General features: G+C 64.4%; 20 protein-coding genes. 13 read left to right on the forward strand and 7 right to left on the reverse strand.

The window, feature by feature from the left end:
* Nucleotides 1–31 precede the first annotated feature (31 nt).
* Nucleotides 32–1,591, reverse strand: coding sequence for a nitrogenase cofactor biosynthesis protein NifB (gene nifB / locus KP010_RS10940; RefSeq protein WP_108917367.1), 1,560 nt, complete (start codon nt 1,589–1,591; stop codon nt 32–34).
* Nucleotides 1,592–1,975: 384 nt separating this feature from the next.
* On the opposite strand from nifB, the gene KP010_RS10945 reads away from it, so the two are divergent.
* From KP010_RS10945 to KP010_RS10955, 3 genes are all read left to right on the forward strand, one after another.
* On the forward strand, nt 1,976–2,455 hold the full coding sequence (locus tag KP010_RS10945) for a M48 family metallopeptidase (RefSeq protein ID WP_142862672.1): 480 nt from the start codon (nt 1,976–1,978) through the stop codon (nt 2,453–2,455).
* A 122-nt stretch (nt 2,456–2,577) separates the two neighbouring features.
* Nucleotides 2,578–4,350: a nif-specific transcriptional activator NifA gene (nifA, locus tag KP010_RS10950; RefSeq protein ID WP_185966475.1), complete on the forward strand. Its 1,773-nt coding sequence runs from the start codon at nt 2,578–2,580 to the stop codon at nt 4,348–4,350.
* Between the two features lie 24 nt (nt 4,351–4,374).
* On the forward strand, nt 4,375–5,133 hold the full coding sequence (locus KP010_RS10955; RefSeq protein WP_244594671.1) for a 4Fe4S-binding leucine-rich repeat protein: 759 nt from the start codon (nt 4,375–4,377) through the stop codon (nt 5,131–5,133).
* 123 nt (nt 5,134–5,256) lie between these two features.
* Here the strand turns inward: KP010_RS10955 and KP010_RS10960 are convergent, their stop codons facing one another.
* Nucleotides 5,257–5,847, reverse strand: a complete 591-nt coding sequence (locus KP010_RS10960) for a hypothetical protein (RefSeq protein WP_108917364.1) — start codon at nt 5,845–5,847, stop codon at nt 5,257–5,259.
* The gene (locus tag KP010_RS10965; protein WP_142862674.1) at nt 5,831–6,250 is read right to left on the reverse strand and encodes a group II truncated hemoglobin; all 420 of its coding nucleotides are present in this window, start codon (nt 6,248–6,250) and stop codon (nt 5,831–5,833) included. Before KP010_RS10965 ends, KP010_RS10960 begins: the two co-directional genes overlap by 17 nt.
* Nucleotides 6,251–6,595: 345 nt before the next feature.
* On the opposite strand from KP010_RS10965, the gene groES reads away from it, so the two are divergent.
* The 6 genes from groES (at nt 6,596) to KP010_RS10995 (ending at nt 12,035) form a co-directional block, all read left to right on the forward strand.
* Entirely contained in the window at nt 6,596–6,883 is a 288-nt protein-coding gene (gene groES, locus KP010_RS10970; protein ID WP_018267899.1) for a co-chaperone GroES, read from the forward strand.
* A 47-nt stretch (nt 6,884–6,930) separates the two neighbouring features.
* A complete protein-coding gene (groL, locus tag KP010_RS10975) occupies nt 6,931–8,568 on the forward strand; it encodes a chaperonin GroEL (protein WP_142862675.1) in 1,638 nt (545 codons plus the stop codon).
* Between the two features lie 175 nt (nt 8,569–8,743).
* Nucleotides 8,744–8,884 (forward strand): aa3-type cytochrome c oxidase subunit IV, encoded by a 141-nt coding sequence (locus KP010_RS10980; protein ID WP_108917361.1) that lies wholly within the window; start codon nt 8,744–8,746, stop codon nt 8,882–8,884.
* A gap of 124 nt (nt 8,885–9,008) precedes the next feature.
* A complete protein-coding gene (locus KP010_RS10985) occupies nt 9,009–10,139 on the forward strand; it encodes a Re/Si-specific NAD(P)(+) transhydrogenase subunit alpha (RefSeq protein WP_142862676.1) in 1,131 nt (376 codons plus the stop codon).
* A gap of 45 nt (nt 10,140–10,184) precedes the next feature.
* Nucleotides 10,185–10,634, forward strand: a complete 450-nt coding sequence (locus KP010_RS10990; RefSeq protein WP_142862677.1) for an NAD(P) transhydrogenase subunit alpha — start codon at nt 10,185–10,187, stop codon at nt 10,632–10,634.
* Nucleotides 10,635–10,637: 3 nt separating this feature from the next.
* The gene (locus tag KP010_RS10995; RefSeq protein WP_142862678.1) at nt 10,638–12,035 is read left to right on the forward strand and encodes an NAD(P)(+) transhydrogenase (Re/Si-specific) subunit beta; all 1,398 of its coding nucleotides are present in this window, start codon (nt 10,638–10,640) and stop codon (nt 12,033–12,035) included.
* A 43-nt stretch (nt 12,036–12,078) separates the two neighbouring features.
* Here the strand turns inward: KP010_RS10995 and holA are convergent, their stop codons facing one another.
* The 3 genes from holA to leuS all read right to left on the reverse strand — a co-directional run bounded on the left by holA (nt 12,079) and on the right by leuS (nt 16,458).
* Complete coding sequence (gene holA / locus KP010_RS11000) at nt 12,079–13,107, reverse strand: DNA polymerase III subunit delta (RefSeq protein ID WP_216280872.1); 1,029 nt, start codon at nt 13,105–13,107, stop codon at nt 12,079–12,081.
* Between the two features lie 50 nt (nt 13,108–13,157).
* Nucleotides 13,158–13,673: an LPS assembly lipoprotein LptE gene (locus KP010_RS11005; RefSeq protein WP_216280873.1), complete on the reverse strand. Its 516-nt coding sequence runs from the start codon at nt 13,671–13,673 to the stop codon at nt 13,158–13,160.
* A gap of 169 nt (nt 13,674–13,842) precedes the next feature.
* Nucleotides 13,843–16,458 (reverse strand): leucine--tRNA ligase, encoded by a 2,616-nt coding sequence (gene leuS, locus KP010_RS11010; RefSeq protein WP_216280874.1) that lies wholly within the window; start codon nt 16,456–16,458, stop codon nt 13,843–13,845.
* A 124-nt stretch (nt 16,459–16,582) separates the two neighbouring features.
* Between leuS and KP010_RS11015 the strand changes: the two genes are divergently transcribed.
* Nucleotides 16,583–16,912 carry a hypothetical protein gene (locus KP010_RS11015; protein WP_185966476.1) on the forward strand — a complete coding sequence of 110 codons (330 nt, stop codon included), beginning with the start codon at nt 16,583–16,585 and terminating at the stop codon, nt 16,910–16,912.
* Between the two features lie 13 nt (nt 16,913–16,925).
* The gene (locus tag KP010_RS11020; RefSeq protein WP_142862683.1) at nt 16,926–17,600 is read left to right on the forward strand and encodes a YggS family pyridoxal phosphate-dependent enzyme; all 675 of its coding nucleotides are present in this window, start codon (nt 16,926–16,928) and stop codon (nt 17,598–17,600) included.
* Here KP010_RS11020 and KP010_RS11025 read toward each other — a convergent pair.
* Entirely contained in the window at nt 17,597–18,145 is a 549-nt protein-coding gene (locus KP010_RS11025; protein WP_108917371.1) for a L,D-transpeptidase, read from the reverse strand. The two genes, KP010_RS11020 and KP010_RS11025, sit on opposite strands and share 4 nt — an antisense overlap.
* A gap of 60 nt (nt 18,146–18,205) precedes the next feature.
* Between KP010_RS11025 and KP010_RS11030 the strand changes: the two genes are divergently transcribed.
* Both KP010_RS11030 and KP010_RS11035 read left to right on the forward strand, forming a co-directional pair.
* Nucleotides 18,206–18,874: a response regulator transcription factor gene (locus KP010_RS11030; RefSeq protein WP_185966477.1), complete on the forward strand. Its 669-nt coding sequence runs from the start codon at nt 18,206–18,208 to the stop codon at nt 18,872–18,874.
* A 39-nt stretch (nt 18,875–18,913) separates the two neighbouring features.
* On the forward strand, nt 18,914–19,351 hold the full coding sequence (locus KP010_RS11035; RefSeq protein ID WP_108917351.1) for a cyclic nucleotide-binding domain-containing protein: 438 nt from the start codon (nt 18,914–18,916) through the stop codon (nt 19,349–19,351).
* The last annotated feature ends 20 nt before the right edge of the window (nt 19,352–19,371 follow it).

A 19,371-nucleotide genomic window follows, 5' to 3' on the forward strand; every position in this document is an offset into this window, starting at 1 on the left:
TCGATGTTGGCGAATGTCTATCGCTTCGGTGTCAGGCCGTGATGAAGGCGCCCTGACGGATGGTCGCGTCGCCACGCTCCTTGTGCTCGATCTCGCCGCTCTTCACCTTGTCGAGATAGCGCTTGAAGTAGGTGATCGCCGATTGCTCGATGAACTCGAAGGCGAATTCATCGACCGGATCGATGCCGGCCTTGACCAGATCGTTCTTCGGGCAGCCGCCGATCTTGGCGACGAACACCGCCGTGCAATCATTGATCGCGCGGATGATCGTGTCGAGGCTGTCCTCCTCGCCATAGCCGCCCTGGCAATACAGGTCGACACGGCGATGACCGACGAACTTCGCGCCAGAGGTGCTGAGCTCGTAGATCTGGAACTCCTTGGCGTGGCCGAAGTGCTCGTTGACGCGGCCAGAGCCCTTGGTCGCCACGGCGATCAGGATCTTGATGTCGACATTGTCCTCGCCGGCGAGCGTCGCCAGCTCGGCGTTCTTGGCGGCGGCGACCTTCAGGCGCTCTTCCTCGACCTTCGTCTGATAAGCCTTGCGGCTCTCGAGATCATAGGTCACTTCCATGGCCATGATCTTGTCGGTCGTGAACTCGGCGCTGCGATCCTCGCCGAGCAGCCCGACCGCGTCGGCGCGGCACTGGCGGCAATGGCGCATCATGTTCATCTCGCCTTCGCAGCTGTCCTGCAGCGCCTTCAGCTCCTGAGCCGTCGGGCCGCGCTGGCCGTTGAGGCCGAACACGGTGCCGTGCTCGGGGGACGAGATGAGCGGCATGATGTTGTGCAGGAACGCCCCGCGCGACTTCACCGCCCGGTTCACCTCGACGAGATGCTTGTCGTTGATGCCCGGGATCATGACCGAGTTGACCTTGCACAGAATGCCGCGCTCGGTCAGCATCTCGAGGCCGCGCATCTGATGCTGCGTCAGAATCTCGGCGGCCTCGCGGCCGTAGATGCGCTTATGGTTGTAGTAGATCCAGGGATAGATCTGCGCGCCGACGTCCGGATCGACCATGTTGATGGTGATGGTGACGTGATCGACATTGAACTTGGCGATCGTGTCGACATGCTCCGGCAGAGCGAGACCATTCGTCGACAGGCAGAGCTTGATGTCCGGCGCAGTCGCGGCGATCAGCTCGAAGGTCTTGAAGGTCTTCTCCGGATTGGCGAGCGGGTCGCCCGGGCCGGCGATGCCGAGAACGGTCATCTGCGGGATCGTCGACGCGACGGCCAGAACCTTCTTGGAGGCCTGCTCGGGCGTCAGCTTCTCGGAGACGACGCCAGGGCGCGACTCGTTGGCGCAATCATATTTGCGATTGCAGTAGTTGCACTGAATGTTGCACGCCGGCGCGACCGCGACATGCATACGCGCATAGTGGTGATGGGCTTCCTCGCTGTAGCAAGGATGATTCTTGACCTTGTCCCAGATTTCCTGCGGCAGGTCGTTCTCGCCGGCGCCCGAGCCGCAGCTCGCCTTGCCGGAACCGCCTGAGGTGCCGCAGCCCTTGTGCTCGGCGATCTTCTGCATCACGTCGTCGATCGATTCAGCCCCGCCGACCGCGGCGGTTTCGGTAGAAAGAGATTCCATGTTCGGTTCCTCACGATTTGAAGAGTTTCAAACCCTTGCGGAACGCAGTCGCGACATATCCGTCTGCCATTGCGCCGGCGCTGTCGCGGAAGCGGTGTCCGGGCCCGAGGTTCGCAACAAGCGTGCCATGCCTCAACGCCGGATTAGCTGATTGAAACTATGAGACAAAAACCGTTTGTTTGGAACCTGTCCAAATACCGACACATGTCGGAAAGCGCCTCAGCAGGCTGTCGTTAACGCGACACTATGCCGCTCGGGATCACTTGTCCGGCTTCCGGCGTCCGCGCGACGTTCCCGGCCGCCGCGGTTTCGCGTCACGCCGTGGGGCCGAGCGGTCGATTGGCGAGGCGCGCGATTGGCGCGACATTTGCCTGCGGGCGCGGCATGAACGATCTCACTCGCGAATCCGACCTCGTGGACTTCGGCGAATTGTCGCCGGCCGTCAATGAACTCTTGCAGAAGGGCGTCCTCGCCTATCGAAGCGACAAGGCGCGCGCGGACGAATTGTTTCGAGAGGCGCTCGAGCTGTCTCCGCACGAGCTGCCCGCCTATTACTGCCTCTATAAAATTCATACTTATATGGGCAATCTGGAAATCGCCTGGATCGTCGCGAATCAGGGCCTCGAGGAAGCGCTGCGCCAATGCGGCTGGCCGCTCGATCCGCATAGCTGGCCGCTGAAAGAAACGGCGCCGGGCTCGCCGGAGCGCTTCGCATTGTACACTTTGAAGGCGTTGAGCTTCATCCAGCTCAAGCGCGGCAATAAGCCGAAGGCGATGGAAAATCTGGATATTTTGAAAGTGCTCGACCCCAAAGGATACGTCGGCTGGACAGTGATTTACGAGCTAGCGCAAGGCGTTGCCTGAATCGAGCGGCGCAGGCTCGTCGTCCGCCGCGAGTCTGCCCAGAAGACGTCACAGCAACGGCACGTTAGTTGCTAATCATTCCACAGTGAACTATCGATTCCCGCGGAACGTCAGGCACGTCGATGGGATACGAAGCTGGAAGCAGCATGAACACGGCTCAGGCTCGCGCGTTCGACCCGAGCGAATCTGCTCTCGTCGGAATCTACGAAATTTCGAAACTGTTGGCCTCGCCCAACCGGCTCGAGAAAACGCTGGCGGGGGTGCTGGCGCTGCTGTCGAGCTTTCTCGACATGCGGCACGGCCTCATCGCTCTGCTCGATTCACATGGGGACCCGGAAGTGGTCGTCGGATCGGGCTGGAGCGAAGGAAACGCCAAGAAATTCTTCGAGCATCTTCCCGAGCGCGCGGTCGGCCAGATCGTCGCGACCAAAATGCCGCTGGTGGTCGAGAATGTCATGGCCTCGCCGCTGTTCGAGGGCACGGATCTCTCCGAATGGGGTCCGACGGATGGGCAGCCCTTTTCGCTGATCGGCGTTCCGATCAAGGAAGGCGACTCCGTCGTCGGCACATTGACGGTCGATCGCGTTTATAGCGACCGCTCATCCGTGCGCTTCGATCACGACGTCCGCTTCCTGACAATGATCGCCAATCTGGTGGGCCAGACGCTTCGGCTCCACAAGCTGATCGCCCGTGATCGCGATCGGCTGATGCAGGAGAAGGCCAGGCTCGAGAAGGGCGACCGGGTCGCGCATGTGGAGGCGCGGCTGGAAGGCATAAAAGGAATCGTCGGCGACAGCCCGGCGGTCAGAGCGGTCGTCGAGAAGATTCGGGTGGTCGCGAAAGCCAAATCGACCGTGCTGCTGCGGGGCGAGTCCGGCACTGGCAAAGAGCTGTTCGCGGCGGCGATCCACAATCTCTCGCCACGGCAGAGCAGGCCCTTCGTCAAGCTGAATTGCGCGGCCCTGCCCGAAAGCGTTCTGGAATCCGAGCTTTTCGGGCATGAGCGAGGCGCCTTCACCGGCGCCGCCGCCTTGCGCAAAGGCCGCTTCGAGCTCGCCGACGGCGGCACTCTGTTCCTGGACGAGATCGGCGACATCACGCCCGCATTCCAGGCGAAGCTGCTGCGCGTGCTGCAGGAAGGCGAATTCGAGCGCGTCGGCGGCACGCGGACGATGAAGGTCGATGTGCGCTTCGTCTGCGCCACCAACCGCAATCTCGAGGAAGCGGTGCAGAAGGGCGAATTCCGCGCCGATCTCTACTATCGGATCAGCGTGGTGCCGATTTTCCTGCCGCCGCTCCGCGAGCGAAGGGGCGATCTCGCGCCGCTCGCCAATGAATTCCTGCGCCGCTTCAATAATGAGCAGAATGTCCATCTGACGCTTTCCGAGTCGGCGATGGAAGTGCTCAATGAATGCAGCTTCCCGGGCAATATTCGGGAGCTCGAGAATTGCGTCTATCGCACTGCGACGCTGGCGCGCAACGACGCGATCGTAGACAAGGATTTCTCCTGTCGCAACGACGGCTGCCTGTCCTCCGTGCTCTGGAACGGCTCGCGTGAAACCTCGATCGGCGGGCTCCATCCGCCGAGCTTCACGCCTTTGCCGATCGTGTCCAAGCCGCAGGCTCCGCCGCCGCCCGCGCGGCCCGCGGTCGCGCGGGCGCCTGTCGTCGAGGAGCCGGAGGCTCCCGTCGCCCCGGCGCAACCTGCCGCCTGTCCCGGCGCCGAGAACTGCACCGTCATCGAGACGGATCATCGTTCCGATCGGGACAAGCTGATCGAGGCCATGGAACAAGCCGGCTGGGTGAAGGCCAAAGCGGCTCGGCTTCTCGGGCTCACCCCCCGGCAAATCGGCTATGCGCTGCAAAAATATGATATCCCTGTAAAGAAGTTTTGATTCCACGAAAGAAGACGGCTCCCAATGGCCGCAGAACCAGAGAGAATCAGCGACGATCCGCTCGACTGGCGCGGACGTCCCATTCGCTGCAGGGAATGCTCCCATGTGGCGCTCAATCTCGAAGGCTTGTGCCGCAAGGGCTCGGCCTGCGTGCGCGATCGACGCGCGAAACGCGTCGATCTTTTCTTTCGCGGGCATCCGCAACTGGCTGATTCCTATCTGGATCACGCCTATTTCGAGGTGCGCGCGCGCGCGGCTCGTTACGCCTCGGTCCTGCGGCTGCCGCCTCTACTCGACGATCCTGAGCCGGAGGTCCGCGCGACTGTGGCGTCGCGCCTCCCCGCCGCGCGCATCGCGCATCTCGCGCATGATCCAGAGCCGCGCGTGCGCATCGTCATCGCCAATCGGCTGGAGGGCGCCGCGCTGCTCGCCATGTATTCGGATCCGGATTATCTGGTCCGCATTCATGTGGTTCGACGCATAGCCCCGGAATTGCTCACCATCGCCGTCCATGACGAAGATCCGGAAGTCCGGCGCTGGGTGGCCCGCCGTATCCCGTTGGACAAGCTGCATCTCCTGATCAAGGATCCGGAGCCGCTCGTCCGCCTCGTCGTCGCCGAGCGGCTGCCCGAGGACCGCCTCGTGGCGATGAGCAAAGACGAGGATCTGCGCATTCGCTTCACCGTCGCGGAGCGATGCGCGGCGGAATTGCTGCCCGCTTTCCTCGATGACGAGGACGAGCTGGTCCGCGCCTGCGCAAAAGCGCGGCTGGAAGGCGACTGACCATCTGCGTCGGCCAGCGGACCGCCCATGGCCGCGGCAGAAGCGTCGGTCCCCCCCAAAAAAGCAATCCAGAGCCGAAACAGCCCCTGGATTGCGTGATCGAAACCGTGATGTCCGGTCGCGTCAGACCGGGCGATTCTCGTTGCGGTTGCGCACCGGACCCATCACTTCCAGGCCCTTCTCGAAGGTGATCTTCTCGAAAGTCTGGTCGAAGGCGATGCCCGCATTGGCGACGGCGTCGATCTTGCCGGCGGTCGTGGCTTTCTTGAGATCGTTCTTCTCTATGTAGAACAGCTCGAGCAGTTCGTTGTAGACTGTCGATTCGTCGATCGGCAGCACATAGAAGTTGATGCCGTCGATCTCGACCTGATATTTGCTGAGCAGATCGATATTGTTGGCGAAGATGAAATATTTGCCTTCCGGGCTGAGCAGTCCCTTCAGCACTTCGGCGACGTTTCCGAGATGCTCGAAGGAGAGGACCCACTGCGCGAAGAAGTCGAAGGTGGGCTTGCCGGCTTCCGCCACCGCAATGACCTGATCGGAGCAGAGTTCCGGCGGGCGCGCCTCATCGGCGAACTGTTGGGCGAATTTCAGGGCGAGCTTGCCGCGGAAGCCGAAGCGCCCCGCCTTCTCGGTCGGTCCCTTGTGAACCGGGCTGAGCAGCCGCTTCTGCTCTTCCAAAGTCGCAAACGCCGTTTCAGTGATGCTTGTCATGTTGATTATCCGGATCGTTACGTAGCCAATCCGCCAATTTGGCGAAGTTCTGCTTCAGGGAGTCACGCAGTCTCACATCATCGACCACCTCATCGAGCGCGCCAGTCATGCAGGCCATCCATGCATCGCGCTCGGCAGGGCCGATCGCGAAACCCATGTGACGCATCCGCAACCGAGGATGTCCCCGCTGTTCCGAATAGCTCTTCGGTCCGCCCAGCCATTCGGCCAGATAGAGCTTCAGAACCGCCTTGGTGGGGCCGAGATCCGCAGCATGAATCGCGCGAATGTCACGCGCCTGCGGCAGCTCGTCCATATTGCGGTAGAACGTCTCGACGAGACGGTCGATCGCATCCTGTCCTCCGATGACGTCGAATGCGGTCTTTGTCGATTCCACGGCGTCCATTGTCATGCCTCGCGAGCAAGCAAATCATATGCCGAAGCACGGGCCTATCGCGCGGCGCGCGGCGACGCGGCGAGGCCCGCAGAACTTCGCGGAACACTCCCGCTCCGGCGCCGGACATTGCCCGAATTCGGCCGCGACGAGAGAATAAAAGGCAGGACAAGACACAAATTTATGCAATTGCGACTTTGGCGCCCGATTTCGGCGCGGCCCGCACTTGACAGGCGAGGGGGCCCCTTCCTATGTCTCGACCAGCCTGCTGGCACTCGCCCTCTTTGAGTGCTAATAGGCATTTTATTCAATCTTTCGCCCGCGCGCTCCGGCCGGGCAGCAACGAAGGAAGACGACATGGCGTTCCGTCCCCTCCACGACCGCGTCGTGGTCAAGCGCCTCGAAGGCGAAGACAAGACCAAAGGCGGCATCATCATTCCGGACACCGCGAAAGAGAAGCCCGCCGAGGGCAAGATCATCGCCGTCGGCCCGGGCGCCCGCGACGAGAGCGGCAAGCTCGTCGCCCTCGACGTGAAGGAAGGCGACCGCGTGCTGTTCGGCAAATGGTCCGGCACCGAGGTCAAGATCGACGGTGAAGATCTCCTCATCATGAAGGAAAGCGACATTCTGGGCGTGATCGCCTGAGCCGCTAGACCCTCGCACCTTATTCTCTTCAACGGAGCCGAACGAAAATGGCAGCCAAGGACATTCGTTTTTCCTCCGACGCCCGCGACCGTATCCTGCGCGGCGTCGAAATCCTCGCCAATGCGGTGAAGGTCACTCTCGGCCCCAAGGGCCGCAACGTCGTCATCGAGAAGAGCTTCGGCGCTCCCCGCATCACCAAGGACGGCGTCACCGTCGCCAAGGAGATCGAGCTCGCCGACAAGTTCGAGAATCTCGGCGCGCAGCTCGTTCGTGAGGTCGCCTCCAAGCAGAACGACCTCGCCGGCGACGGCACCACGACGGCGACCGTGCTCGCCGCGGCCATCGCCAAGGAAGGCGCCAAGGCCGTCGCGGCCGGCCTCAACCCGCAGGATCTGAAGCGCGGCATCGACCTCGCCGTCGAGGCGGTCGTCGCCGACCTCAAGAAGAATTCCAAGAAAGTCACCTCCAACGACGAGATCGCCCAGGTCGGCACCATCTCGGCCAATGGCGACAGCTTCATCGGCCAGGAGATCGCCAAGGCGGTGCAGAAGGTCGGCAATGAGGGCGTGATCACGGTGGAAGAGGCCAAGAGCCTCGACTCCGAGACCGTCATCGTCGAAGGCCTGCAGTTCGACCGCGGCTATCTTTCCCCCTATTTCATCACCAACGCCGAGCGTCTCGTCGCGGAGCTCGAGGACCCCTACATCCTCATCCACGAGAAGAAGCTGTCGACGCTGCAGCCGCTGCTGCCGATCCTCGAGGCCGTCGTGCAGACCGGCAAGCCGCTGCTCATCATCGCCGAGGATGTCGAGGGCGAGGCTCTGGCCACGCTCGTCGTCAACAAGCTGCGCGGCGGCCTGAAGATCGCGGCCGTGAAGGCCCCGGGCTTCGGCGATCGTCGCAAGGCGCAGCTCGAGGACATCGCCATCCTCACCGGCGGCCAGGTCGTCTCCGAGGATCTCGGCATCAAGCTCGAGAACGTCACGCTTCCCTTGCTCGGCCGCGCCAAGCGCATCCGCATCGACAAGGAGAACACGACGATCATCGACGGCGCCGGCGAGAAGAAGGACATCGAGGCCCGCGTCGCTCAGATCAAGGCTCAGGTCGAGGAAGTCACTTCGGACTACGACCGTGAGAAGCTGCAGGAGCGTCTCGCCAAGCTCGCGGGCGGCGTCGCGGTGATCCGCGTCGGCGGCGCGACCGAGGTCGAGGTGAAGGAGAAGAAGGACCGCGTCGACGATGCGCTGAACGCCACCCGCGCCGCGGTGCAGGAAGGCATCTCGCCCGGCGGCGGCGTCGCCCTGCTGCGCGCCATCGCCGTGCTCGGCGACGTCAAGGTCGCCAATTCCGACCAGAAGACCGGCGTCGAGATCGTCCGCAAGGCGATCCAGGCTCCGGCCCGTCAGATCGTCGACAACGCCGGCGGCGACGGCGCGGTCGTGGTCGGCAAGCTGCTCGAGGCCACGGACTACAGCTTCGGCTATGACGCTCAGTCCGGCGAATATGGCGATCTGGTGAAGCTCGGCATCATCGACCCGACCAAGGTCGTCCGCACGGCTCTGCAGGACGCGGCTTCCGTCGCGGCGCTCATCGTCACCACCGAGGCGACGATCACCGAGCAGCCGAAGAAGGACAGCGGCCCGGCTCTGCCGCCCGGCGGCGGCATGGGCGGCATGGATTTCTGATCTCCATCCGAGACAGGAAATAAAGAAGCCCCGGAGCGATCCGGGGCTTTTTTGTCGAATGCGTGGACAAAACCGCGACGATTGCGACATTGCAGGATCGAGCGCGCTCGTCTAGCATCACACTGCTTCGCCCCTCGACGGGCGAGCCGAAACGCAAGAGCGCGAGGGGAGAGAAATGGCCGACCATCATCACGAGGCTTCGTCAGACATTGCGGAGCATCTCGCCACCTATAACGGCTTTCTGACGCTGCTGAAGGTGGGAACGGCGGCCAGCGTCGTCACGCTGCTTCTGCTGTATTTCTTCCTCGCGCGCTGAAGACCCGGCGCGTCGATCGCCGATGCGCCGCTCCACGGGTCCTCTCTACAGTTTCTGACCGAATGCGAACCGCGCGGCCATCCGGCCACGCGAAACCGATTCTCCGCAAAATGGAGTTTCGTCAATGCGCATTGCTGTTCAAGCCGAGACTGACAAAAACGAGACGCGCGTCGCCGCGACGCCGGAAACCGTCAAGAAGCTCGAGAACCTCGGCGCGGAAGTCGTGGTCCAATCGGGCGCCGGAGCCATATCCGGCTTCTCCGACGCCGATTACGCCGCCGCCGGCGCCGCCATAGCGCCGAGCGCAGCAGCCGCCTCCGACAATGCCGAGGTGGTGCTGCGCGTGCGCCGACCGGCGCCGGGCGAGCTGTCCGGCATAGCGCGCGGCGCCGCAATCGTCGCCATCGCCGATCCTTTCGGACATGAGAAAGAGCTCGCCGCCCTCGCCCAGACCGGCGCGACGCTCTTCGCCATGGAATTCATGCCGCGCATCACCCGCGCGCAGGTGATGGACGTTCTCTCCTCCCAGGCCAATATCGCCGGCTATCGCGCCGTCATCGACGCCGCGGCGGAATATAGCCGCGCCATTCCGATGATGATGACTGCGGCGGGCACGGTTCCGGCCGCCAAAATCTTCATCATGGGCGTCGGCGTCGCCGGCCTGCAGGCGATCGCCACCGCGCGCCGACTCGGCGGCATCGTCTCCGCCACCGATGTGCGGCCCGCCACCAAGGAGCAAGTCGAGTCGCTCGGCGCGAAATTCATCGCCGTCGAGAATGACGAATTCCGCCAGGCCGAGACCTCCGGCGGCTACGCCAAGGAAATGTCGCCGGAATACCAAGCCGCGCAGGCGGAGCTGGTCGCGGCGCATATCGCCAAGCAGGATATCGTCGTCACGACGGCGCTGATTCCGGGCCGGCCAGCGCCCGTGCTCATCTCGGCGGCGGCGGCGCGCTCCATGCGCGCCGGCTCGGTCATCATCGATCTCGCCGCCGAGCGTGGCGGCAATTGCGAGCTGACCAAGCCCGGCGAAACGATCATCGACAATGGCGTGAAGATCGTCGGCGCGGTCAATCTCGCCGGCCGCCTGCCGGCGACGGCCTCCAGCCTCTACGCAAAAAACCTGCTCGCCTTCGTCGAGACTCTCATCTCCAAAGAGACGAAGACTCTGGCCATCGATTGGAACGACGAATTGGTGAAGGCGACGGCCCTCACCCGCGACGGCGCCGTCATCGATTCGCGATTTGCGGCTTGATCACGCCGGCCCCGTGAGGGCCGAGCGAAGAAAGGGCGTTGGCACATGGCATCCGACACGACTCAGCAAATGCTCGAAACGGCTCGCCGCGCAGCCGAGGCGACGCGCCAGCTCGCCGATCAGGCGCAATCCTATTCCGACCAGCTGGCGCAAGTGGCGGCGGCGGCCTCCTCGCACGGCCTCACCGGCGGCGTCGATCCGGTCGTCTTCCGCCTCGCGATTTTCGCGCTGGCGGTTTTCGTCGGCTATTATGTCGTCTGGTCGGTGACGCCGGCGCTGCACACGCCGCTGATGTCCGTCACCAACGCCATCTCCTCCGTCATCGTCGTCGGCGCGCTGCTCGCGGTCGGCGTCGACCCAAACGCCGACGCCAGCGGCGGCGCGTGGTGGGCGCAATGGTTCGGCTTCGTCGCGCTCGGCCTCGTCAGCGTGAATATTTTCGGCGGCTTCATGGTCACCGAACGTATGCTGTCGATGTACAAGAAGAAGGGCTGAGCCATGAGCGGCAATCTCGCGGTCCTTCTCTATCTCGCCGCCGGAATTTTGTTCATTCTGGCGCTGCGCGGCCTGTCCTCGCCGGCGACGTCGCGACAGGGCAATCTCTACGGCATGATCGGCATGGGCGTCGCCGTGGTGACGACGCTGCTGCTGCGCGCGCCGAGCTTCAGCGGAATTTTGTTCATGTTGTCGGGCGTCGCCATTGGCGGCGGAATCGGGGCGTGGCAGGCGCGCACCGTGCTGATGACGGAAATGCCGCAGCTCGTCGCCTTGTTCCATTCCTTCGTCGGCCTCGCCGCAGTTCTCGTAGCGGGCGCTGCTTTCAATGCGCCGCAGGCTTTCGGCATAGGCGCGCCCGGCCACATCGAAGGCGGAAGCCTCTTCGAAATGTCGCTCGGCGCGGCGATCGGCGCGATCACATTCTCCGGCTCGATCATCGCTTATATGAAGCTCGCCGAAAAGATGAGCGGCAAGCCGATCCTGCTCGCCGAGCGTCACACGATCAATATTCTGCTGGGGCTGGCGCTGCTCGGCTTCACCGTCCTGTTCGCGACGACGGAGAGCGGCTTCTGGCTGTTTCTCATCATTCTCGTCGCTTTCGTGCTCGGCGTGACGCTCATCATTCCGATCGGCGGCGCCGATATGCCGGTCGTCGTGTCCATGCTCAATTCCTATTCGGGCTGGGCGGCGGCAGGCATCGGCTTCACGCTCGGCAATCTCGCGCTCATCATCACCGGCGCGCTGGTCGGCTCCTCGGGCGCCATCCTCTCGTACATCATGTGCAAGGGGATGAACCGCTCCTTCGTCTCCGTCATTCTCGGCGGCTTCGGCGGCGAGACGGCGGCGGCGACGGGCGCGGTGGAGAAGCGCCCGGTCAAGCAAGGCTCGGCTGAAGACGCCGCCTACATCATGCAGAACGCCGGCAAGATCATCATCGTGCCGGGCTATGGAATGGCGGTGGCGCAGGCGCAGCACGCGCTGCGCGAGATGGCGGACCTTCTGAAAAAGGAAGGCGTCGAGGTGAAATACGCCATTCATCCCGTCGCCGGCCGTATGCCCGGCCATATGAATGTGCTGCTCGCCGAGGCCAATGTTCCCTATGACGAGGTCTTCGAGCTCGAGGACATAAATTCCGAATTCGCCCAGGCGGATGTCGCCTTCGTCATCGGCGCGAACGACGTGACCAATCCTTCCGCCAAGACCGATCCGCAATCGCCGATCTATGGCATGCCGATCCTCGATGTCGAGAAGGCGAAGACGGTTCTGTTCCTGAAGCGCGGCATGGGCTCCGGCTATGCCGGCGTCGAGAATGAGCTGTTCTTCCGCCCCAATACGATGATGCTGTTCGGCGACGCGAAAAAGACCGTGGAGCAGATCGTCAAAGCGCTCGCGCATTGAGGCGACGAGCGCCCCTCTCCCGCGCAAGCGGGGGAGAGGGCGCTCAGCGCCGCCCGGCCTGACTCGCTATGCGCAACAGCGCGCGGCCTGCCTCCATCTCCGCCAGAGCGGCATTGGCGCGGGCGCGATGATTGGCGTCGCGCAAGGCCGGCAGCAGCGCCGCCACTTTCGCCGCGGACCAGATACGCAAATGCTGCTCGAGCTGCGGCCGCTGCGAGAAGCCGAAACCGCTGCGCATCAAAATGGTGATGCCGAAATCCGGCCGTCCCTCGCGATCCACGGTGAGCCGCGCGCGATGCAGCGCCATCGCGTAGCGCAGCGCGCCGTTCAATAGCTGCCCGGCGTCGCCGCCGCCGGCGACCGCTCTGTCGAAGGCTTCGCCAGCGGCGTCGGCCTGCCCCGAGAAAGCGTCCAGCACCAAGCGATCGGAGGCGATATTGGAGGCATGCGCGACGATATCCTCGACATCGCCGGCCTCGATCGCGCTCGCGCCATGCTTATAGAGCATCAGCTTGGCGAGCTCGGAACGGCTCATGCGGCGATCCTCGCCGAGCGCCGCCTGCAGCAGCAGCCGCGCTTCCGGCGTGACGGAAAAGCCCGCCTCGCGCAGGCTGTTGTCGATCAGCGCATGCAAATCCTGCTCATCGTCTGGATTGCACTCGATCGCCGCGGCGATCTTGGACGGCTCGATCAGCTTGCGCAGCGGCGCATCGCGCTTCAGCGCGCCGGCCGTGAGCACGATGGCGCAATCCACAGGCGGCGCGGCGAGCAATTGCTCGAGCGGCGAGACAATGGATTTGCCGCCCGTCTCGACGATGATCGCGCGCCTGCCGCCGAACAGCGGAATCGTATTGGCTTCGTCGAGCAGCGACAGCGGATCGGCCGCGACCGCGTCGCCGCTCATCTCCACGCATTGAAACGGATCATGCCGATCGTCGACGCGCTGCGCGACAATGGCGAGCGCGCGCTCGCGCACGAGGCCGGCATCGGCGCCATGGAGCAAGAACATGAAGACATTGGCCGGCGGCGCCTTCACGAAGCGCTCGGCGTCGCGGGTCTTGATGGCGGTCATGGGCGCTCGGGTAACGGCGAGTAGCGAGTAGCTCTACTCGCTATTCTCTCTCACTTCGACAACGCCGTCGCCACCCGCGTCCGGATCATATCCGCTATGACTTTGGCGTCGCGAATCTCGCCGTCGCGCGCGGCGCGCACATTGGCGAGACGATTGCTGAAACGATCATAGCTGGCGACGCCGAAAGCGACGCCTTTGGTGATGACCTGCTCGTCGGCGATATTGATGAGCTTATATTCGGCGTCGACGATCACGGTCGCCGATGTCGCGCGGCCGGTGACAGTGTCGAGGATCGGCGTCTGCACACGCTCCTTCAGCGCGACCATGAGCCGATAGCGCGGCGGCTCGTCCGAGCCTGTGCCGTTCAGGGCGAAGATCAGCTCGTTGCGGACATAATGGCCGATGCGGTCCGGGATCGGATCGACCGCGACCGCATGAAGCTCCGCCGTCAGCGGGGCGTCGGTCCCGATGGGGCCATAGAGCGGCTGCACTGTGCAGGCCGAGAGCGCCAGAGCGGCGAAAACGCCGAAGACAGCCGGGCCAACGCCGGAAAGGGTGCGCCTCACCCTCCGCTTCAGGGGGAGGGTCGGACCGCAAAGTGGTCCGGGGTGGAGTCGCTTCCGAGACTCGGGCGTCACCCCCTCCCGCTCGCCTGCGGCGATCGACCTCCCCCCTCCAGGGGGAGGTGGAAACGCCCCTCGGCCCGATTCGGAAGGGGACAGAGCGCGCCGCCGTTCAAACGACCACATTGACGATCCTCTTGGGAACGAGAATGAATTTCTTCAACGGCTTGCCTTCCATGGCGCGCAGCACGGCCTCCTGCGCCAGCGCGTCCTCGCGGATCGTCGCCTCATCGGCGTCATGGGCCACGAGAATCTCCGCACGCTTCTTGCCGTTCACCTGCACCGGCAAGCTTATCATGTCCTGCGCGACGAGAGTAGGATCGGCCTCCGGCCAAGGAGCCAGCGAGACGATCTCGGAATGGCCGAGATCGCTCCAGCACTCCTCCGCCACATGCGGCGTCATCGGCGCGATCAGCTGCACGAACACATCCGCCGCCTCGCGGAAAGCGAAGGCGAGATCAGCGGAGACCGGAACCGTCTCCACCTTGTCGAGCGCCGCGGTCAGCTCATTGGCGTATTCGCGAATGCGGGCGATCGCCGTGTTGAAGCGCAGGCGCTCGATATTGTCGCCGACGGCGGCGATGGTGCGATGCGTCGCCTTGCGCACATCGAGCGCCGCCGCGCCGAACTCGGCCGGCGCGCCGGCGCCGATAGGCGCCGCGGCATTGGCGAGCTCGCCGGCCAGACGATAGACGCGCTGCACGAAGCGCCAGGCGCCCTGCACGCCCTCCTCCGTCCACACGACATCGCGATCGGGCGGCGAATCGGAGAGCACGAAGAGCCGCGCCGTATCGGCCCCATAGCTGGCGATAATGTCGTCCGGATCGACCGTGTTGCGCTTCGACTTGGACATTTTCTCGATCGCGCCGATCGCGACCTCCTCGCCCCCCTCGATGAGGAAAGCGCGGCGGCCCTTGTCGCCGGTCTCGAAACGCAGCTCGCTGGGCGCGACCCATTTGCCGGAGGCGGCGCGATAGGTCTCATGCACCACCATGCCCTGGGTGAAGAGGCCGGCGAAAGGCTCGGCGACGCCGCCATGGCCCGTGTCGCGAATGGCGCGCGAGAAGAAGCGCGAATAGAGCAGATGCAGAATCGCGTGCTCAATGCCGCCAATGTACTGATCCACCGGCAGCCAGCGCGCGAGCTGCTCTGGCGCGGCGGGCGCCGACTCATTGTGCGGATCGGTGAAGCGCGCGTAATACCAGGACGAATCGACGAAAGTGTCCATCGTGTCGGTTTCGCGCCGCGCGGCGGCTCCGCATTTCGGACAGGCGACAGTCTTCCATGTCGGATGATGGTCGAGCGGATTGCCCGGTCTGTCGAAGGTCACATCCTCCGGCAGCTTCACGGGAAGATCGGCGTCCGGCACGGGCACGACGCCGCAATCCGGGCAATGAATGATGGGGATCGGACAGCCCCAATAGCGCTGCCGCGAAATGCCCCAATCGCGCAGCTTGTAATTGATCTTGCGCTCGCCCTGCGGACGGCCGTGCAGTTGCGCGGTCTCGAGGCGCTTGGCGACCTCCTCCTTCGCCTCTGCGACGGTGAGCCCGTCGAGAAAGCGCGAATTGACGAGCCGTCCCTCGCCGTCGAAAGCCGTCTCACTGACGATGAGAGTCGCAGGATCGACGCCCTCCGGGCAGACGACCGGCGTCGCGCCGAGGCCGTAAGCATTGGCGAAATCGAGGTCGCGCTGGTCATGCGCCGGGCAGCCGAAGATCGCGCCCGTGCCGTAATCCATCAGGATGAAATTGGCGACATAGACGGGCAGCGTCCAAGAGGGATCGAAGGGATGGACGACGCGCAGGCCCGTGTCATAGCCCTTCTTCTCGGCGGTCTCGATCGCCGCCACCGACGTGCCGATATGACGGCATTCCTCGGCGAAAGCGGCGAGCGCCGGGTCCTTCGCCGCGGTCGCGCGCGCGACCGGATGGTCGGGCGCCAGCGCGACGAATTTCGCGCCGAACAAAGTGTCCGGCCGCGTGGTGAAGACCTCGATCTCGCCCATCGGATCGCCGGCGATGGCGAAGCGCGCCAGCAGCCCTTCCGAGCGGCCGATCCAATTGCGCTGCATCAGCCGCACCTTCTCCGGCCAGCGATCGAGCGTGTCCAGCGAGGTGAGAAGATCATCGGCGTATTTGCCGATGCGCAGGAACCATTGCGTCAGCTCGCGCTGCTCGACCAGCGCGCCGGAGCGCCAGCCGCGCCCGTCGACGACCTGCTCATTGGCGAGCACGGTCATGTCCACCGGGTCCCAATTCACCTTGGACTGTTTGCGGTCGACGAGGCCGCCGGCGAGGAAATCCAGGAACAGCTTCTGCTGATGCTTGTAATAGGCGGGGTCGCAAGTGGCGATCTCGCGCGACCAGTCGAGCGACAGGCCCATGGATTTCAGCTGCGTCCGCATGCTCGCGATATTGGCGTAGGTCCAGGTCGCCGGATGCGAGCCGCTCTGCTGCGCGGCGTTCTCCGCCGGCAGGCCGAAAGCGTCCCAGCCCATGGGATGCAGCACGTCGAAGCCCTTGGCGCGCTTGTAGCGGGCGATGACGTCGCCCATGGAATAATTGCGCACATGGCCGACATGAATGCGCCCCGACGGATAGGGGAACATTTCGAGCACGTAATATTTCGGCTTCGTCGTATCGCCGGAGGTGAAAACCTGCCGCTCGTCCCAAATCTTTCGCCATTTGGGCTCGGCCGCGGCGAAGTCGTAGCGTTCTGGTCTCATGGGTCCGAGCGGTCCTGATCGAATTGTGGAGTTTCGCCTGTAATGCCGGGCGGGGCGGGGCTTGTCAAAGGCGCCTCTCGCCGGGAAGCAGTGCGCGTGCTATATCCGGGCCATGTCGGCGCAAGTGCTCTTCAACCCCCTCGCCTATATCGATCGCCTCACCCGCGGCGGCTTCTCGCCTGAGCAGGCGCGCGCCTCCGCCGAGGCGTTGGAGACGGCGTTCTCCGAGAGCGTGGCCACAAAGGCGGACGTCGGCGAGGTTCGGCACGACATGGAATTGCTGAAGCGCGACCTCGCCGAAGTCGAAGGGCGCTTGAAGCGAGAACTCATCGAGGTGGAAGGACGCCTGAAGCTGGAAGTCTCTCAGTCCAAGACGGATATTCTCCGGTGGGTGTTCGGCTTCAATCTGGTTCTCATCGGGGCCATTTTCACTATTTTGAAATTCGTCCGCTGAGGCCGCATCTCCCATGATCGTCGTCGATCGGCTGAACGCCGCCAAGGACGCCATCGCGCTGCGCGCCCGCGATTGCGGCCGCGATCCGGCCGAGATCACCCTCGTCTGCGTCACCAAGACCTTTCCGGCAGAGGCCGCGGTTCCGCTGCTCGAGGCCGGCCATCGCGTCTATGGCGAGAACAAAGTGCGGGAGGCGCGCGCCAAATGGGGCGAGCTGCGCCAGCGCTTCTCCGGCGTCGAGCTGCATCTCATCGGCCCGCTGCAATCCAATAAGACACGCGAGGCGGTCGAGACCTTCGACGTCATAGAGAGCGTCGATCGGCCCAAGATCGCCGAGGCGCTGGCCGAGGAAATGCGCCGCCAAGGCAAACGCCTGCGCCTGCTGGTGCAAGTCAACACCGGGGCGGAGCCGCAAAAGGCCGGCGTCCTGCCGCATGAGGCCGACGCCTTCATCGCCGAGTGCCGCGAGAAGCATGGGCTGGAGATCGCCGGGCTGATGTGCGTGCCTCCGGTCGGCGAGCAGGCCTCGCCGCATTTCGCCCTGCTCGCCGAGATCGCCGCCCGCAACGGGCTGAAAGAGCTCTCCATGGGCATGAGCTCGGATTACGAGCTCGCCATTCAGCTCGGCGCCACGCATGTCCGCATCGGCTCGGCCATTATGGGCGAGCGCGACTATTCGAAGCCTTAATCGACGACAATGCGGACACCGGCGGCGAGACGCGGCAGCAGCCGCGCCATATCGCGCGCCCGCAGCGCCACGCAGCCCGCCGTCGGCCCCAGCGTCTCCGTCGCTATATGGAAGAAAATGGCGCTGCCGCGCCCCAGCACGCGCGGGCGGATGTTGTAGTCGAGCACGCCGACGACATCATAGAGCCGATCGGACCGCCAGAGCCGCTCATGACCGAGCGGCGTCTTCCCACGCAACGGCCGGTTATAGAGAAAGGACCGGGCGTCGTCGCACCACAGATCGTCCGGACGGAGGAAGCGCGCGGCGACGGAGCGCGGAGTCGCAGCCCGGCCGCGCCGTAGATAGACATAGAGCAGCTCATGGCTTCCCGCCGGCGTCGCGCCATCGCCCTCGCGCTTGCGGCGCGTGATCCCGGAGCGGCCGAGCGCGCAGGGCAGCATGAGATCGCCCGCGATCAGCCGGCCCTCATGCTCCCGTCCGCCGATCCGCCGCGCGACCTTCAGCGCCGTGACCCCGCCGCGATGGCGGGAAAAACCCTGGCTCATCCCTCTCTCCACCTCGCCCTGCGCCTTGAACGGCGCGCACCCTTGGCCGATCATAGAGCCATGACCGGAGCGCCGACGCCGCAAAAGCGCGCCATATTGCTGCTCGCGGCGGCGGGCTTGCGCGCGTCTCTCGCCGAGCAGCTAGCCCGCTATCCCGAATTCACGGTCGCGTCCGCCGCCTCCGCCGAGGAGGCGACGCGACTGCTCTCTGCGGGCGGTTGCGATCTTCTGCTCGTCGACGCCACGATCGGCGAGGCCTTCGCGCGCTCGGCCCGCGAAAACTTCCCCGGAACCGTCCTCCTCATCGGCGCGCCCGGCGACCCTATGGCGCCGCACACTTCCGACTATATCGCGCGGCCCTTCCGGTTCGCCCATCTTCTCGCACGGCTGCGGGCGGGAGCCGAGGAGCCGGCGCATCCGATCGTCGCCATCGGCGCCTATCGCTATCGGCCGGGCGCCTTCGAGCTCTCGGGCGTCGCCGACCGGCGCGTGCCGCTCACCGAGAAAGAGGCGGAGATACTGACGCGCCTCGCGGCGGCTGGAGGCGCGGTAGTGACGAAAGACATGTTGTTGCGCGAGGTTTGGGGCTATCATCCGACCGTGACGACGCGCACGCTGGAGACTCACGTCAGCCGGCTGCGGCGCAAGATCGAAACCGACCCGACCGAAGCCCGCCTTCTTCTCACCGAAAAGAACGGCTATCGATTGGTCTTCTCCCGCGCGCGCTGACCACGCCCGGCGAGACGCCCCGAAGAAAGCATCCGAGACATGGCTCTCGACGACGACATCGCCAATCTGAGACGCATTCCTCTATTCGAGGATTTCGAGATCGAGGCGCTGCGCCTTCTGACATTCAGCGCCGAGACCAAACTGCTGCGCGCCGGCGACGCGCTGTTTCGCCGCGGCGAGCCCTCCGACGGCGGCTTCATTCTGACCAATGGCTCCATCGCCCTCGAGAAGCATGATGACGGCCGTCCCGCCGAGCGCGTGCTGCGGCCCTTCGCGCTGATCGGCGAGACCGCGCTCATCACCGAGACGACGCGCCCGGCGACCGCCATAGCGCGCGAGCCGGCGACAATTCTCAAAATCACCCGCGCGCTGTTCCTGCGCATATTGGAAGAGTTTCCGGCGACCGCGACGCGCGTGCGCGCCCGCGTCGCCGCCCGCCTGACGCATTTCGCCAAAGAGCTGAAATTCGAGCCCTGATACAAAATGCTTTTGCGTCG

It is taken from the genome of Methylosinus sp. KRF6, from assembly GCF_018887255.1.
Lineage (GTDB): Bacteria > Pseudomonadota > Alphaproteobacteria > Rhizobiales > Beijerinckiaceae > Methylosinus > Methylosinus sporium.